We start from the raw sequence: 18649 nt of genomic DNA on the forward strand, positions 1-18649 counted from the left end.
TGCTCCTAAATTAGATTCTTGTATTTTTTCCAATTTTGTAACATATTGACCTGCTCAATAACCCCTAATAATAAACTAGAGATAATAAAGACATTACTGATAAGCAGTGTCAAATTAACATTCTCTGCTGTACCACTTTGTAACACAATTACAAGTAAGGGCATACCACCTATCAATACCACAAAACATGCCCCAAATTGTGCTAAAATATTGATTTTCCGTTGGATATACTTTCTTGTCTGTTCACCTGGTCGAATTTTTTCAATATAGTCACCATTATTCCGCATATTTTTAGCAATATCATAGGAGTCATAATTATAATAAGAGAAACCAATGGCTAAAACATACAACAGGACGATATAAAAGAGAACACCTGGTAATTTCGATATTCCAATATTCGTTGCTAGAAAGAGTAAGGTTGGACTATCTGGAAAGATAATCAATAAACCACTAATCACATAAGGTGGCAACAACATCATCGTCATTCCATACATGAATGGCATAGCTCCAGCTGGTGTAATGCGAATAGGGAGATAGCTTCCTTTATTATATGCATTGTTAACTCCTACTCGTCTAATGGAAATTCGATACTCTGCCCTGTAAAAAATGACCGTTACTACGACGAGAATAAACCAGCAAAGGGCAAAAAACAGCACATTCAATCCAATGGTACCTGTTAGTCCGTTTGCCAAATACTTGCTGATATTTTCTACAAAGGAAAGAATCATATTCACCAAAATAATGACAGTCATTCCCCCTAAGCCCTTGCGGCTATTCACTGAACCCAGCCAGGTTAAAACAAAGGATCCTGTAATTAAAAGAAAGATTGTGATTGCTCGTGCCCAAACAAGACCAGTCGCTCCTAAATCCTGAAAAAGGGAAAACTGTGCATTATTAGTCAAGCCAAAGGCTTGAATCCCTCCAATGACAATGGTAAGCAACATACGATAGCGGTGCAACTGAACACTTGTGATTTGTTTAAATATTCCAAATACAGTGAAAAAGCGCCAAATGATCATGGCAGTCATCCATGGACTCAATCCCAGTGTAAACACTGTTATACTACTAAAATTAGCTCCTGTTACAGAGGCTAGGTTATTGATTAAATCAATATTTGCCACCTGCTTCAAGGTTTCTTGATTACTTGAGAGAGTTGTAATCGGCAACATCCTCCCTGCCATATAAATGAATATAATGATTAAGGTCCAAACGATTTTAGGAAAAATGAGCGCACGCCGCCATTTTTTTTTGATTTCTACCAACATGTTTTTTAGATCCTATGTAATTAACTTTTAAAATAGTATAGTCTTTTCGTTTGCTTTTAGTACTAGGCAAGGAGCTGCAAGCTGTACTAGAGTACGGCAAAGCGAGTGAACGAAGGAATAAAAGATAAACGAAATGACTATAACTGCCTTCATGTTCTTTGCTTTCTATTATAACGTATAACGCGGAAATAGCCATTCTGTAAGAATGGCTTTTTCCATTTAGTTTACTTATTCTTCATCAGTTGCTTTTTTCTTCTTGGCGAAAAGTGCTCCTAAGAAGAGACCTGCTCCAAGAATACCAGCTGTTGATGAGTTCCTTTCTCCTGTATTCGGCAAGCGATTGACCTCATATCCACTTGCAGATTCTGATTCAGAGAGGGATTCTGATACGGACTCTGAAATAGATTCAGAAATGGACTCGGATACTGACTCACTTACTGATTCAGAGATTGATTCAGAAACAGATTCACTCACTGATTCAGAAATGGATTCTGAGACAGATTCAGATACAGACTCGCTTACTGACTCTGAAATAGATTCAGATACAGACTCGCTTACTGATTCTGAGATTGATTCTGAAACGGACTCACTCACCGATTCGGAAACAGACTCGCTCACGGACTCTGATACGGATTCAGATACGGACTCGCTCACGGACTCTGAAATAGATTCAGACACAGACTCGCTTACGGACTCTGAAATAGATTCTGATACGGACTCGCTTACTGATTCAGAAACAGATTCTGAGACGGACTCACTCACTGATTCGGAGACAGATTCTGATACAGACTCGCTCACGGACTCTGATACTGATTCTGATACAGACTCGCTCACTGATTCTGAAACGGATTCTGAGACGGACTCACTTACTGATTCAGAAATGGATTCGGATACTGACTCACTCACTGATTCTGAAATAGATTCTGACACAGACTCACTTACTGATTCTGAGATTGATTCTGACACAGACTCACTTACTGACTCTGAAATAGATTCTGACACAGACTCACTCACTGACTCTGATACTGATTCGCTTACGGACTCACTTACTGATTCAGAAATGGATTCGGATACTGACTCACTCACTGATTCTGAAATAGATTCTGACACAGACTCACTCACTGACTCTGATACTGATTCGCTTACGGACTCACTTACTGATTCAGAAATGGATTCGGATACTGACTCACTCACTGATTCGGAGACAGATTCAGATACGGACTCACTTACTGACTCTGAAATAGATTCTGATACAGACTCACTTACTGACTCTGAAATGGATTCTGATACAGACTCACTTACTGATTCAGAAATGGATTCTGATACAGACTCGCTCACTGATTCAGATACGGACTCGCTTACTGATTCTGATACGGACTCGCTTACTGACTCTGAAATAGATTCTGAAACGGACTCACTCACCGATTCGGAAACAGATTCTGAGACGGACTCACTCACTGATTCGGAGATAGATTCAGAAACGGATTCACTCACGGACTCTGATACTGATTCAGATACTGACTCGCTCACTGATTCTGAGACAGATTCAGATACAGACTCGCTTACTGATTCTGAAACAGATTCAGATACTGACTCGCTTACTGATTCTGAGATTGATTCAGACACGGACTCACTTACTGATTCTGAGATTGATTCAGACACAGACTCACTTACGGACTCTGAAATAGATTCAGATACAGACTCGCTTACTGACTCTGATACTGATTCTGAGACGGACTCACTTACTGATTCAGAAATGGATTCTGAGACAGATTCACTCACTGATTCAGAGATTGATTCTGAAACTGATTCACTTACTGACTCTGAAATAGATTCGGAAACAGATTCGCTCACTGATTCAGAAATGGATTCTGAAACGGATTCGCTCACGGACTCTGATACTGATTCTGAGACGGACTCGCTTACTGACTCTGATACTGATTCTGAGACGGACTCGCTTACTGACTCTGATACTGATTCTGAGACGGACTCGCTTACTGACTCTGAAATAGATTCAGACACAGACTCACTCACTGATTCGGAGACAGATTCTGAAATGGATTCGCTCACTGATTCTGAAACAGACTCAGAAACTGATTCACTCACTGACTCTGATACAGATTCTGAAACGGACTCACTTACTGATTCAGAAATGGATTCTGATACAGACTCGCTCACGGACTCAGATACAGATTCTGAGACGGACTCGCTTACTGATTCTGAGATGGATTCAGAAACGGACTCGCTTACTGATTCTGAGATTGATTCAGACACAGACTCGCTTACGGACTCTGAAATAGATTCTGATACGGACTCACTCACCGATTCGGAAACAGATTCTGAAACAGATTCACTCACTGATTCTGAAATAGATTCAGACACAGACTCACTCACTGATTCGGAGACAGATTCTGAAACGGACTCGCTTACTGATTCTGAGATTGATTCAGAAACAGATTCACTCACTGACTCTGAAATAGATTCAGATACGGACTCACTCACTGATTCTGAGATTGATTCTGACACAGACTCACTTACTGATTCAGAAATGGATTCGGATACTGACTCACTCACTGATTCTGAAATAGATTCAGATACGGATTCACTTACTGATTCAGAAATGGATTCTGATACGGACTCACTTACTGATTCAGAGATTGATTCAGACACGGACTCGCTTACTGATTCTGAGATTGATTCAGAAACAGATTCACTCACGGACTCTGAAATAGATTCAGATACGGACTCACTCACTGATTCGGAGACAGATTCTGAGACGGACTCGCTCACTGATTCTGAAATGGATTCTGAGACGGATTCGCTCACGGACTCTGATACTGATTCGGAGACGGACTCGCTTACTGACTCTGATACTGATTCGGAGACGGACTCGCTTACTGACTCTGAAATAGATTCTGACACAGATTCACTTACTGATTCTGAAATGGATTCGGAGACGGACTCGCTTACTGACTCTGATACTGATTCAGATACTGACTCACTTACTGATTCAGATACGGATTCGCTTACTGATTCCGAGATTGATTCAGAAACAGATTCACTCACGGACTCTGAAATAGATTCAGATACTGACTCACTTACTGATTCAGAGATTGATTCAGAAACAGATTCACTCACGGACTCTGAAATAGATTCAGATACGGACTCACTCACTGATTCGGAAACAGATTCTGAGACGGACTCGCTCACTGATTCTGAAATGGATTCTGAGACGGATTCGCTCACGGACTCTGATACTGATTCGGAGACGGACTCGCTTACGGACTCTGATACTGATTCAGAGACGGACTCGCTTACTGACTCTGAAATAGATTCTGACACAGATTCACTTACTGATTCTGAAATGGATTCTGAAACGGACTCACTCACCGATTCGGAAACAGATTCTGACACAGACTCACTCACTGACTCTGATACGGATTCGCTTACGGACTCACTTACTGATTCAGACACGGACTCACTTACTGACTCTGAAATAGATTCGGATACTGACTCACTTACTGATTCTGAAATAGATTCTGATACAGACTCGCTTACGGACTCACTTACTGATTCAGACACGGACTCACTTACTGATTCAGAGATTGATTCAGACACGGACTCGCTCACGGACTCTGATATAGATTCTGAGACGGACTCACTTACTGACTCTGAAATAGATTCTGAGACGGACTCACTTACTGACTCTGAAATAGATTCTGATACAGACTCACTCACGGACTCTGAAATAGATTCAGACACAGACTCGCTTACTGATTCTGAGATTGATTCAGACACGGACTCGCTTACTGATTCGGAAATAGATTCTGATACAGACTCGCTCACTGACTCTGAAATAGATTCTGAAACAGACTCACTTACTGACTCTGAAATAGATTCTGAGACGGACTCACTCACTGATTCGGAGACAGATTCTGAGACGGACTCGCTTACTGATTCTGAAATAGATTCGGAGACAGACTCACTTACTGACTCTGAAATAGATTCTGAAACGGATTCGCTTACTGATTCTGAAATAGATTCTGAGACGGACTCACTCACTGATTCGGAAATAGATTCTGATACAGACTCGCTTACTGACTCTGAAATAGATTCTGACACAGACTCGCTCACTGACTCTGAAATAGATTCTGACACAGACTCACTTACTGACTCTGAAATAGATTCTGATACAGACTCACTCACGGACTCAGAGATTGATTCTGAAACAGATTCAGATACTGACTCGCTTACTGATTCTGAGATTGATTCAGACACGGACTCACTTACTGATTCTGAAATGGATTCTGACACAGACTCACTTACTGATTCTGAAATAGATTCAGATACTGACTCGCTTACGGACTCTGAAATAGATTCTGATACAGACTCACTCACCGATTCGGAAACAGATTCTGATACGGACTCACTCACTGATTCGGAGACAGATTCAGATACTGACTCGCTTACTGATTCTGATACAGACTCGCTCACGGACTCTGATACGGATTCAGATACGGACTCGCTTACGGACTCTGAGATAGATTCAGATACGGATTCGCTTACTGACTCTGATACAGATTCAGACACTGACTCGCTTACTGATTCTGAAACAGATTCAGATACTGACTCGCTTACTGATTCAGAGATTGATTCAGAAACTGACTCACTTACTGATTCAGAGATTGATTCAGACACTGACTCACTCACCGATTCGGAAACAGATTCTGAGACGGACTCTGATACAGACTCAGAAACTGATTCACTCACTGACTCTGAGATTGATTCAGACACAGATTCACTCACGGACTCTGAAATAGATTCAGATACGGACTCGCTCACTGATTCGGAGACAGATTCAGATACGGATTCGCTTACTGACTCTGATACAGACTCAGAAACTGATTCACTCACGGACTCTGAGATTGATTCAGATACGGACTCGCTTACTGATTCTGAGATTGATTCAGACACGGACTCGCTTACTGATTCGGAAATAGATTCTGATACAGACTCGCTCACTGACTCTGAAATAGATTCTGACACAGACTCACTTACTGACTCTGAAATAGATTCAGATACAGACTCGCTCACTGATTCTGAAATAGATTCTGAGACGGACTCACTCACTGATTCGGAGACAGATTCTGAGACGGACTCGCTTACGGACTCTGAAATAGATTCTGACACAGACTCGCTCACGGACTCTGAAATAGATTCTGACACAGACTCACTTACTGACTCTGAAATAGATTCTGATACAGACTCACTCACGGACTCTGAGATTGATTCTGAGACGGACTCACTCACGGACTCTGAAATAGATTCTGACACAGACTCGCTCACGGACTCTGAAATAGATTCTGACACAGACTCACTTACTGACTCTGAAATAGATTCTGATACAGACTCACTCACGGACTCCGAAATAGATTCGGAAACAGATTCGCTCACTGATTCAGAAATGGATTCTGAAACGGACTCACTCACTGACTCTGAAATGGATTCTGACACAGACTCACTCACTGATTCTGAAATAGATTCTGAGACGGACTCACTTACTGACTCTGAAATAGATTCTGAGACGGACTCACTTACTGATTCAGAAATGGATTCGGATACTGACTCTGATACTGATTCTGAAATAGATTCAGATACGGACTCGCTCACTGATTCTGAAATAGATTCAGACACAGACTCACTCACTGATTCAGAAATTGATTCAGACACAGACTCACTTACTGATTCGGAGACAGATTCAGATACGGACTCGCTTACGGACTCTGATACTGATTCAGATACAGATTCACTTAATGATTCAGAAACAGATTCACTCACGGACTCTGAAACAGATTCAGATACAGACTCACTTACTGATTCTGAGATTGATTCTGAAACGGACTCGCTTACTGATTCTGAGATTGATTCAGAAACTGATTCACTCACGGACTCTGAAATAGATTCTGAGACGGACTCACTCACTGACTCTGAGATTGATTCTGAGACGGACTCGCTTACTGATTCTGAGATTGATTCAGACACAGATTCACTTACGGACTCTGATACTGATTCTGAGACGGACTCGCTCACTGATTCGGAGACAGATTCAGATACGGATTCGCTTACGGACTCGGATACAGACTCAGAAACTGATTCACTCACTGATTCGGAGACAGATTCAGATACAGACTCGCTTACTGATTCGGAGACAGATTCAGATACGGATTCGCTTACGGACTCTGATACAGACTCAGAAACTGATTCACTCACTGATTCGGAGACAGATTCAGATACAGACTCGCTTACTGATTCGGAGACAGATTCAGATACGGATTCGCTTACGGACTCTGATACAGACTCAGAAACTGATTCACTCACTGATTCGGAGACAGATTCAGATACAGACTCGCTTACTGATTCGGAGATTGATTCAGAAACAGATTCACTCACGGACTCTGAAATAGATTCAGATACGGACTCGCTTACTGATTCTGAGATTGATTCAGACACGGACTCACTTACTGATTCTGAGATTGATTCTGAAACAGATTCAGATACAGACTCACTTACTGACTCTGAAATGGATTCGCTCACTGATTCGGATACAGACTCAGAAACTGATTCACTCACGGACTCTGAAATAGATTCTGACACAGACTCGCTCACGGACTCTGAAATAGATTCTGACACAGACTCACTTACGGACTCTGAAATAGATTCTGAAACGGATTCGCTCACTGATTCTGAAATAGATTCTGAGACGGACTCACTTACTGATTCAGAGATTGATTCAGAAATGGATTCACTCACGGACTCCGAAATAGATTCTGAAACGGATTCGCTCACGGACTCTGAAACAGATTCAGACATGGATTCGGAGACGGACTCGCTTACTGACTCTGAAATAGATTCGGAGACGGACTCACTTACTGATTCAGAGATTGATTCAGAAATGGATTCACTCACGGACTCCGAAATAGATTCTGAAACGGATTCGCTCACGGACTCTGAAACAGATTCAGAAATGGATTCTGATACGGACTCGCTTACTGACTCTGAAATAGATTCGGAGACGGACTCACTCACTGATTCAGAGATTGATTCAGACACTGACTCGCTTACTGATTCAGAGATTGATTCAGAAATAGATTCACTCACGGACTCTGAAATGGATTCTGACACAGACTCGCTTACTGACTCTGAAATAGATTCTGAAACGGACTCACTTACTGACTCTGATACTGATTCGGAAACAGATTCACTCACTGACTGAGAATGGGAAGTCGATTTAGAGGTCGATTCACTCATTGACTGAGAATGAGAGGTCGATTTAGAGGTCGATTCACTCACTGACTGAGAATGAGAAGTTGATTTAGAAGTCGATTCACTCACTGACTGAGAATGAGAGGTGGACTGAGAAGTCGATTCACTCACTGACTGGGAATGAGAGGTCGATTTAGAGGTCGATTCACTCACTGACTGAGAATGAGAAGTTGATTTAGAAGTCGATTCACTCACTGACTGAGAATGAGAGGTGGACTGAGAAGTCGATTCACTCACTGACTGAGAATGAGAGGTGGACTGAGAAGTCGATTCACTCACTGACTGAGAATGAGAGGTCGATTTAGAGGTCGATTCACTCACTGACTGAGAATGAGAGGTCGATTTAGAGGTCGATTCACTCACTGACTGAGAATGAGAAGTTGATTTAGAAGTCGATTCACTCACTGACTGAGAATGAGAGGTCGATTTAGAGGTCGATTCGCTCACTGATTGAGAATGAGAAGTCGATTTAGAGGTCGACTCACTCACTGACTGAGAATGAGAGGTCGATTTAGAGGTCGATTCACTCACTGACTGAGAATGAGAGGTCGATTTAGAGGTCGATTCGCTCACTGACTGAGAATGGGAAGTCGATTTAGAGGTCGATTCACTCACTGACTGAGAATGAGAGGTAGACTGAGAGGTCGATTCACTCATTGACTGAGAATGGGAGGTCGACTGAGAGGTCGATTCACTCACTGACTGAGAATGGGAGGTGGACTTAACAGTTGATTCACTCACGGACTCGGAGCTGGACAGAGACATTGACTGTGATTCGCTAATGGACTCCGATTGAGAGATTGAGTCACTCGGGATTGATTTGGCATTTACTCCATTGATATTATAACCAGATACTGCAGTTGTAACACCTCCAGAAGTGACATAAGTTTGGCCCTTGCCACCATAGCGTCCTCCTGTTTGAATAGACCCTGAGTCCATCATTAGTTGTTGCTTAGAAGTTGCCCCTACAATACTAATGCGTAAAGTTGCTAAATCATTGACCGTTCCAGCATAATTTGTTGTGAAAGTAAACGTGTGTCTTCTTACTCCCTCAGCATTCTGAGATACGTATTCTTTTCCTGTTCCACGAGTACGTGAAGACCCTACATTTTGTGCAGTACGAGCATCGACTGGTACTGTACTACGACCATCAATCTTGACATTTGTCGGTTGACTCAGATTTGGATCTGCAGAAGTGTCAATATAGAGACCCGTATAACCTCCTTTTGTGGTCCAATCCTTTGTTTTCAAGACTTCGCTTGCATCATACACCACTGTCCAAGTGATTGTTTTTGTTGCTGAGTCATAGACTGCCGTAATGCTTTTCATTGTGTTGGCATATCTATTATTACCACCACTCCACTGGTAACTGTGGGATCTGTCTGAAAAGTCGCTGATAGTAAATGTAGTCTTCGTACCATTCGTTACTGAACGAAATCCTCTGCCAAGCAAACCTAATTCTTCAAAGGTTTTTCCGTTTTCAGCCGGACGTGGCATAATAGAGGTTAATCGGATACGTTTCGAACCATCACTGGCTGTTGTCTCAGCGTAGGTTAAGCCATTGCTTGCAGTAATAGAGTCGCCAGTTCTTGTACCAGAAGCCATGACCTTTTCAGAAACTCGTTTCTGAATTGAGCTATCTGTCGCAGCAATGACACTCTGCATCATATTTATTTGTTCGAGTGATGCAGCAGAACTGCTCACAATACCTTGGGCTTGAAGTAAGAGAGCATAGGCTGCTGCCAAATCATTCAATTCCAGACTCTCAGCTGTATCAAGTGTTCGTTTTAAATCATTAATCGCTGTTGTTAAATTTGAAGCTGCTTCTTCTTTTTTGCTCGTTACATCTGTTATATTCGTTTTATCTTCAGTCTTCTCATCAGCTTTTGGCGAAGCAGATGCTTCTATCTTGTCAGCAACCTCTGACTCACTTGTTGCTGCCTCACTTGCTGATAGAGAGCCACTAAGTGAACTTGAAGTGGACTCAGAAAGCGATTCACTAGCTGAGGACGATTCGCTTACTGACTCAGAAAACGATTCACTAATCGATTCTGAAAGAGATTCACTCGCAAGCCTTGAAGTAGACTCGCTAACTGATTGTGACTCACTCGTTGACTGTGAAAGGGACTCCGAATCTCTCACTGACTGTTGATCTTCTTCTGCTACTGCTTTATCATCAGTAGTTTCAGCTATGGTTGCCGAAGGACTTGTCAAAGCAACTTCATCTGTCCCCACGAGAGTTGAAGTCGTCGTCTCAGTTGCAATTACTGTTTCTTCTGCATAAACCTCATCCATCAGGCTTACACCACCGGCTACGGCTCCCAGAGCTGCTGCACCTTTTAAAATTGTTGCTGCAGAGATAGCGCTAGAAGATAGGTCGTCTACTCTGACTGTCTTTTCAACTGAAGCACCACGTATCAAGCGAATAAGACCAATCTGAGACATCACGGTACGAACCCAGTGCTTCCCTGACTTGTGCATTTTTACACGTGTCTTACGGGACGACTCGCCATAACCGTTTCTATTGAATTTATTACTCATGCAAACTTCCTTTGTTAAGATTTTAGATTTTTGACGCTAAGAGCGTATTTGAGCATTGTACCACCCCCCCCCGGAATTGCAAGCATTTCCTCTTATTTTCTCTATATTTTTTTGAAATTACACTATTTTTCTCTCTTTTTCTCTTTTTTTCTCTTTATTTTTATAGTCTTTTAATTTAGAGTATGGCAAAGCGAGGTAACGAAGTAATAAAAGATAAACGAAAGGACTATACAACATAAAAACCTCAAAAATATATTATTTTTGAGGTGAATGATTCTATAAACTATACTGTCTACTATTAAATTAGAAGAAACTCATTTCTGCCATTTTTCCAAAATCATTAATTTCTGTAAACATTTCTGATACTCTTGCATCTTTCCTGCTTGCAAAAAACTGTCTTTGTGCAACTTCAATCTCCAGCGATAAGCATGTAACTCAACTACAATATCGAAATCAAGCATAGAAAGTAAGGTTATGCGTTCTTCAATACTTTTTAGCGGATAAACTGCCGCCAAATCAACCGTCTTTGTTACACTATTTGATCGTTTTCGATGATAGTAAAGCGCTGTATTGGAATAGACAATCCTATCTGCCATCAGATAAATCTTCCAAGTCGTTAAATCATCTTCTACTTTTTCATCTTCCGGATAAATGATATTATCAAAGAGTTTCGCCTTGTAAAGCTTGCACCAGGGAACTGTAAAACACTGACTAAACGCAAACTTCCCTTCATATTGAAGAGCGAACCACTCTTTTGGACAGTACACTTTCTGATAGTAATCATCGGCTGTCAAGTGAAAACGAAAAGTCTGGCTCTCATCATCAAACTCAGTAAAATTCGCAATCGCAATATCACTATCTGTTTCTTTTAAAGATTGATATAGACGCTCAATATGATCGAGCTCCAACCAGTCATCATTATCCACAAACAAAACGTAATCACCGGTAATAAGCGGAAGAGCTGTATTTCGCGTAGCACCGACCCCTCCCCCGCCTAATTTTTTATGAATCACGCGGATTCTAGCATCTATCTTGCGATAAGCTTCACAGATACTGGCAGATGTATCTGTTGAGCCATCGTTAATCAAGAGAATTTCTAAATGCCGGTAGGTTTGGTTGATAATGCTATCTAAACAGGTTTTTAAATAAGGTCCGGCATTAAAAATCGGAACAATCACAGTAATTTTTTCCACCCTACTTCTCCTTTTGGTAGTGCTCAATCAAGTCTAATTTCGCAGTCAAATCCTGGTACAGATGAATTTGACCTGCTCTCAAGCTATCTGCTTGGCATTTTTTTAAACGTTTGATATAAGAATCCACATGCTCTCGTACATCGTAGCCCAGGGTCACTAATAGCGCAATCCGCTCCTCGGCATTGCCAATCATACTGCGAATATCATCGAGCATTCCATTTCGCGACAAGCCCTCACTGCGCTGTGAGTAATAATAAGCACCTTGATTGATAAAAGCAATTTTTCTTGCTTTCAAGTACAATTTATAAATGGTGGCATCATCTTCTCTTAAGCGCCCAATTGGAAATACAATTCCATCAAATAATTCTCGTTTAAACAACTTCAATGGCGAAAAAGTAAAGGTCAAATAGAGATTATTTTTCGCTGTGTTTTCTTGGTTTAACCATTCTTCCACTGTGTAAGTCTGCTCAAAATACATCTCTTTTGTGATAGAAAATAGAAAACTTTGTCGCTCCTCGTTGAAAGAATTAAAATTACAAATTGAAATATCTGCCTCGTTCTTTTCCAAAGCCGTATGCAGATTCTCCAGATAATCCACTTCCACAAAGTCATCAGAATCAACAAAGGTAATATAACGTCCTCGCGCCAGTTCAAGCCCACGATTTCGTGCTGCTGAAGGACCCGCATTTTCTTGATGAATGACACGAATTCGACTATCTGTACGAGCATATTCTTCACAAATCAAAGCACTGTTGTCTGTAGAGCCGTCATTAATCAATAATAATTCAAAATCTACATAGGTCTGCTTTACTAACGAATCCAAGCATCTCTTTAAATAGCGCTCCACATTGTAAACAGGTACAATGATACTAATGGTTTCACCGGCTGTCACTATTGCCTCCTCTTCTTTAGCTGGCTCAATGCCCACAGTTGCTACAATTTGACGCTCATAGGCTTCATCTTGTGCAAATTCAATTTCTTCATCCCAATTAAACTCTGCTGTGTGCTTATGTTTTAGCTTAATCTTATGCTTTGCTTTCATCTGATACCATTCATATTCTGAATCAATATGTCCAAGATCAATTGCTTGATACCCACGCTCCATCAAGTCATAAGCCAGTACTTTAGCAGTAGGTCCTAGCATCAGAATCACTAATTTGCCTTCTACATGCTCCAACATTCCTTCCATGATTTCATCGTAGTGATCAAAGGCATTTTTTGAAGGACAAACAATCCGAGAAATAGAATTTGCATTTGCAAACAAATCATTTCCTACGCCTGAGCGAGAAGTTTCTCCCTCTACTAACAAGATATCACGTCCTTGCCACAAATTTCGAATAGCTGCAAAATAGGTCACTGAAAGAGACTTATCTTCTAAGTCAATATAAGGACGGGACAAAAAAGTAGACCCATACCAATCAGACTGGCATTCCTCTTGATAAAAGTTTTCGTATTTCTCAAAATGCGATTTCCAGAAAAACTGCGCATTCTGATTATAGCGCTCAATTTTTTGAAAAACATCCGGCAAACAAACCAATAAATCCTCGCTACTTGGTCGTTGTAAAATCAGTTTTAAAGCCACAGCCAACTGTTCATCGTAGTCCTGATAAGGAATGCTTTCTCCATTGATAATATCAATCTCTCCATCACCAAACCGTACAACTGAAGATCGATGCTGCTCAATAAAACGTAAACTCTCTAAAATCGGAAGGACTTGAATCTCCGATAACTCTCTTTTCCTACTCACACAACACCTCAAATACTGAATTAACTAATAATCTTCGGGTAAAATACCCTTGACGAAGCAAACGGTTGAAAGAACGGACATTTGCAACCATTTGCTGGTACTCACTCTCGTTCATCCCTTGGATTTTTTCTACAACCTCATGTAAGGTGTCTACGACAAAACCTAATTTATTTTTTTCAATAAGGTCTTGATTCGCAATCCCCCTTTGGACAAATACAGGAATTCCAGCAGTCAAAAAAGTCCCTAATTTATGCGGGCAATATAACTGCTGGTAATCTTTATCATGATCATCCATCCAGACCAAGCCGAAACCACCTTTTGATAATTCCAATAATAACTGATCATCTGGTATATAGGAACGATGAACAACTTGATTAGGTAAATCATCTCCCTTTCGAGCATACAAGTGCAGGGGAAGCTCGTATTCCCATTCTTTCACAAAACTGAATCGCTCCGGATCTCCTGGAAAATGAATGATTTTATCAAACTTTGCTGGGAAAGAGGTGACACTCGTTGGATGATCCCACATGCCTTGAATAATCGTCTTTTCAACCTTTAAACCATACTGGCGTAGCTGATCAATCATCGCCTGACTCGGTGAGATAATCAAATCAGCCTGATTATAGTACTGAATGGTTCGGTCCATCAAATAGAAGTTCCCTGCAAACATCAACGGCACTACATCATGGATGAAGAGAATGACTTTGATATTGTACATTTTTAATTTTTCCATGACTTTTTCATCAAAAGCCGTTGTATTCCAAGTCGGCGTCTGGAAAATCACGACATCGCCTTGATGAAGTCCGGCCACAATCCCGTCTAAGCGCTTATTGAGCTCACTAGGGCTATCCGTAGCCATTTGATAGCAATAAATTCCCAATTCTCGATAGCCGAGAGATTGGGCAATATCTGTTACCATATTTTGCGCAAATGAGGCTGTACCGGCTAGCCCATTGATATTTGTAATATAAACTCTCATATCACTTCCCATATTTCTCTAATAATTTCAAACGAAACTCTAGCTCCTTGTAACGTGTCATATTTCCTGCTTTTAACTCACTATCACGGTTTAACTGTGCCCGCCATTTATAGGCTGCTACTTCTCTTGATACATCAAAGCCAAGCAGGCTCAAGACTTCCAAGCGTTCTGCAACTGGTTGTGTCGAAAAAACAGTTGAAAGGTTGGTCGTTTGGGTCATACTTCCTGTATTGACACGATAGAGATAGCTTGAACGATGCATGTAGGCAATCTTATCGGCCATTAGATAGGTTTTCCATGTTGTCTTATCATCTTCACCAAATCCATCTGTTGGATAGCGAATCGTTTCAAAAAGTGATGTTTTATATAACTTACACCAGGGAACTGTAAAGCAGAGGCTCAGATTGTGTGGATGTCCATACTGGAAAGCAAACCATTCCTCTGGTCTATAGACTGCTTCATAGTAATCCTTATCTGTAATATGGAGATTGTAATGGCCTGTTTCCTCAACATACTGTGTAAAATTAGTAATAGCAATATCACTATCCGTACGACGGAGCAGGTCATACAAATCTTCGATATGGTTGGGGTCAATCCAATCATCACTATCGACAAAAACAAGATAGTCTCCTGTCACCATATCCAAAGCACTGTTTCGAGCCGCTCCCAGCCCCTCATTTTGCTTCTTGTGAAGTACACGAATCCGACGATCTTGTACACACAGTTGCTCGATAAGTAAACCTGTGCCGTCTGTTGAGCCATCATTGATAACGACTATCTCCAGCTGGCTATATGTCTGCTTCATAATGCTTTCTATACACATCTTGAGATACTTTTCCCCATTATATACAGGAACTACTACACTAATTTTTTCCATATTTTTTCCACCTTATTCATTGACCTACATTCCATATTCGTTCACAAAAACTTTTTTCTATGCTACAAGTATAGTATAGGACATTCGATAAATCACTTACATTATACTGCTAAACAATACTGCTTGCAATATCTTACATTTAGATTACAACTTACAACTGATATATAGATGCTTCCTAGTCTAATCACTCCTATCTCACCCAAACAAACTATCCATTATTAGTTCTAAATCACTTCGTTCATCTCGTTTTTTGATACCATCTTTGACGGCTAATACATAGTCTGTAATAATCCCATCAACATCAGAGTTAACGAAAGTGTTTATTGATTCGTCTGTATTGACAGTCCATACAACAACTTTTTTTCCCTTTGCTTTTAGGAGGTCTACTTTGTCCGATGTAGCTTCACGCTCTTCCATAATGAGGTAGTCTCCTAACAAATGTTCAATCTGTCCAAGAGCAAAATAATAAAGGTAACCTGACTGGATTTCTGGATAGGTTGTTTCAATATATTCAATAAGCTGATAGTCAAGTGACAGTAAGACAGCCTTGTCTTCAATATGTTCTGCTTTGATAAGAGAAACCATGTCATCGACCATTTTAGTATCGGCTGTTTTGCCCTTTAATTCCATAAAGAGACCTATTTTACCCTTAGCAGCCTCTATTACTTCTTCAATGGTCGGTATTGGCTGTGCAACTTTGCTTGGATCAAAATGATTTTTGACAGTCAATGTCTTTATCTCCGCTAAGGTCATTTCTGAGGAGGTACGTGACTCACCAGAAACCCTTTGAAAATCCCCATCATGGTTTAAAACATAGGAGCCATCTTTCGTGCGTTGAATGTCAATTTCTGTCCAAGAAACACCTTCCTTTGCTGCTTCCTCAATCCCTTCAATAGTATTTTCTGCCCCTAAGTCGCCACCTCCACGATGTGCAATGATTGCAATATTCTGTTTCTTTTGATTAAAAATATCTTCAAAAAAGTAGGTAAAAAAGAATGAAGAAGAGAGATTAAAGGCCAGTAAGAGAACCAAAGTAATTGCAATGCCCACTTTACTACGCCATTTGATTTTGTGAGGGACGTTTTTTTCCCAAGCACTAGCTTTAACAGGTATTTTCAACTGAATAGGTTGGCCCTCTTTTTGATGATAGTCATAAAAAAGAGTCGTAACGTTCAGAATAATGACTGGTGTCAATAGAAATGTTGAAAAAGCAATGACTTGTCCCAAAGATATGAGAATAAAAAAGAGTAAAAAACGAAAATCATGCTGATGATCAGCTAATCGAAGCAGAATGAATATGAGAAGACCAAAGATGATACTGGCAGGTATGTAGATAGTTGCAATCCATTTGAGCAATCCTAAACTGAAGTCTTTTAAAAATTGCTTTCCATATTTTCGAGTCAATTTCACAGACTGTTTTAAGGCATCAAAGGTCCTACTGCCCATGATGAGAATATAGTGAAAAACAAAAATAAAGCGATAACTAATATATGTTAACATGAGCAGGACAACACTATAGGAAACTATATAAACAGGGTTTCCGTAAATCACTGAAGTAATAAAGTTGGGAATCTGAAAATCTTTCATTGGAGATACAGTAATTCCTATCCCAAGCAGCAGAAAAATCAAGGAAATGTAAATCATCATTATCAGACCAGCAGGACTTAAAAATTGTTTAAGAGATTTTAAACCGACCCAAATCATATGCCGAGCAGTCATTTCAATCCTACCTTCTCGAATCAAGGCACTAATCAAAATAAAGCTATTCACATCTAATCCTATTAAAACAATCATCATCACTAGCGTTACAAGCATTAAACCCAGTCCATTAAAGCTCAGTAAAAAAGATACAAAATCACCACTTGATAAAACTGTTCGTCCAGATTGAGCTAGAAGATAATCTAGGATAATCCTATAGATAGGATAGAAGAAAAGGCTTAAGAGACCCTTTGTTAATAATTGGTATTTGATAAATAACCAGGTAGTTCTCCCCCTATAAGCAAGGGAGCTTGAAGCGTTCATAGTTGACATATTGATGATTCTCCTTAATTCTCCTTAAAGTGTTTTCTTTCCAATCTATATAGTCAGTATAGTTTATCATAAAGAAGTAATGAATTTCAATAAAATGATTAGCTACTAACATCAAGACAGGTCAAATCCGGTTAGAATTTTCTATATAAGCATCTATCATCGCTCACTTAATTACTCTATGATTGTAGCAAATGCGATACCTATCCTCTCTTGAGAAATCTGTCACTGGCAACTAAAGGGTCTGCTATAAGACAGAACAGTTGGTTTCAGTAATGAAGTTTATAAACATATCCATTATAGCAAACGGTCGTATCCCCTCTAAAATGACGAACTTTGAAATTCCTGCTTGACAGACAGGCCCTAGTGAAAAACTGACTATCTCTTCAAAACTACCCTTGAAACGACTGGTATAGCTGCTCCATACTCATCAACAATCAACATCTAATTAACAAGGAAAAAATCTCTTGCCCAGACCAGGTGCCTCTAGCGTCTTTAAAGTAGACGCAAAGCACAAAAAGCGATGATTGCTCTTACCCATCAAATCTTAAAAATAGCTCGTTCCCTCTTAAGCGAAAACAGAACTTATTCCAATTTTTAGCCCAGAAAAAGACTACCAGAAACAACTAGTAGCCTAATATCCTTTTTCACTTTGATGATAAAATGTTTCCACTTCAAAAAGGTAACTGGTAATGA

General features: G+C 40.3%; 8 protein-coding genes and 1 pseudogene. 2 read left to right on the forward strand and 7 right to left on the reverse strand.

Annotation, left to right across the window (positions count from 1 at the left end; genetic code table 11):
* Window positions 1-5: 5 nt before the first annotated feature.
* Window positions 6-1265 carry an accessory Sec system protein translocase subunit SecY2 gene (secY2, locus tag E4T79_RS04430; protein ID WP_135028108.1) on the reverse strand — a complete coding sequence of 420 codons (1260 nt, stop codon included), beginning with the start codon at window positions 1263-1265 and terminating at the stop codon, window positions 6-8.
* A 256-nt stretch (window positions 1266-1521) separates the two neighbouring features.
* Between secY2 and E4T79_RS11435 the strand changes: the two genes are divergently transcribed.
* Window positions 1522-8538, forward strand: coding sequence for a clumping factor B (locus E4T79_RS11435; protein ID WP_280643160.1), 7017 nt, complete (start codon window positions 1522-1524; stop codon window positions 8536-8538).
* Window positions 8539-10422: 1884 nt separating this feature from the next.
* Window positions 10423-10740: a hypothetical protein gene (locus tag E4T79_RS11440; RefSeq protein WP_280643161.1), complete on the forward strand. Its 318-nt coding sequence runs from the start codon at window positions 10423-10425 to the stop codon at window positions 10738-10740.
* A gap of 161 nt (window positions 10741-10901) precedes the next feature.
* Here E4T79_RS11440 and E4T79_RS11445 read toward each other — a convergent pair.
* The 6 genes and pseudogenes from E4T79_RS11445 to E4T79_RS04460 form a co-directional block, all read right to left on the reverse strand.
* Window positions 10902-11129, reverse strand: a pseudogene (locus tag E4T79_RS11445) (accessory Sec-dependent serine-rich glycoprotein adhesin); the annotation flags it as partial.
* Between the two features lie 314 nt (window positions 11130-11443).
* On the reverse strand, window positions 11444-12322 hold the full coding sequence (locus tag E4T79_RS04440) for a glycosyltransferase family 2 protein (protein ID WP_135028110.1): 879 nt from the start codon (window positions 12320-12322) through the stop codon (window positions 11444-11446).
* A gap of 1 nt (window position 12323) precedes the next feature.
* Window positions 12324-14069, reverse strand: a complete 1746-nt coding sequence (locus E4T79_RS04445) for an SP_1767 family glycosyltransferase (protein ID WP_135028112.1) — start codon at window positions 14067-14069, stop codon at window positions 12324-12326.
* A complete protein-coding gene (locus E4T79_RS04450) occupies window positions 14062-15048 on the reverse strand; it encodes a sugar transferase (protein ID WP_194183782.1) in 987 nt (328 codons plus the stop codon). The genes E4T79_RS04445 and E4T79_RS04450 overlap by 8 nt, the downstream gene beginning before the upstream one ends.
* A gap of 1 nt (window position 15049) precedes the next feature.
* Window positions 15050-15925 (reverse strand): glycosyltransferase family 2 protein, encoded by an 876-nt coding sequence (locus E4T79_RS04455; protein ID WP_135028114.1) that lies wholly within the window; start codon window positions 15923-15925, stop codon window positions 15050-15052.
* Window positions 15926-16120: 195 nt separating this feature from the next.
* Window positions 16121-17956: a glycerophosphodiester phosphodiesterase family protein gene (locus tag E4T79_RS04460; protein ID WP_135028116.1), complete on the reverse strand. Its 1836-nt coding sequence runs from the start codon at window positions 17954-17956 to the stop codon at window positions 16121-16123.
* Between the last annotated feature and the right edge of the window lie 693 nt (window positions 17957-18649).

It is taken from the genome of Streptococcus sp. LYSM12 (genome assembly GCF_004569635.1).
Classification (GTDB): Bacteria; Bacillota; Bacilli; order Lactobacillales; family Streptococcaceae; genus Streptococcus.

Bases quoted from the DNA above. Each gene is read 5' to 3' on its own strand.
- E4T79_RS04455 (WP_135028114.1), bottom strand. From the start codon at position 15,925: ATGGAAAAAATTAGTGTAGTAGTTCCTGTATATAATGGGGAAAAGTAT.
- secY2 (WP_135028108.1), bottom strand. From the start codon at position 1,265: ATGTTGGTAGAAATCAAAAAAAAATGGCGGCGTGCGCTCATTTTTCCT.
- E4T79_RS04450 (WP_194183782.1), bottom strand. From the start codon at position 15,048: ATGAGAGTTTATATTACAAATATCAATGGGCTAGCCGGTACAGCCTCA.
- E4T79_RS04460 (WP_135028116.1), bottom strand. From the start codon at position 17,956: ATGTCAACTATGAACGCTTCAAGCTCCCTTGCTTATAGGGGGAGAACT.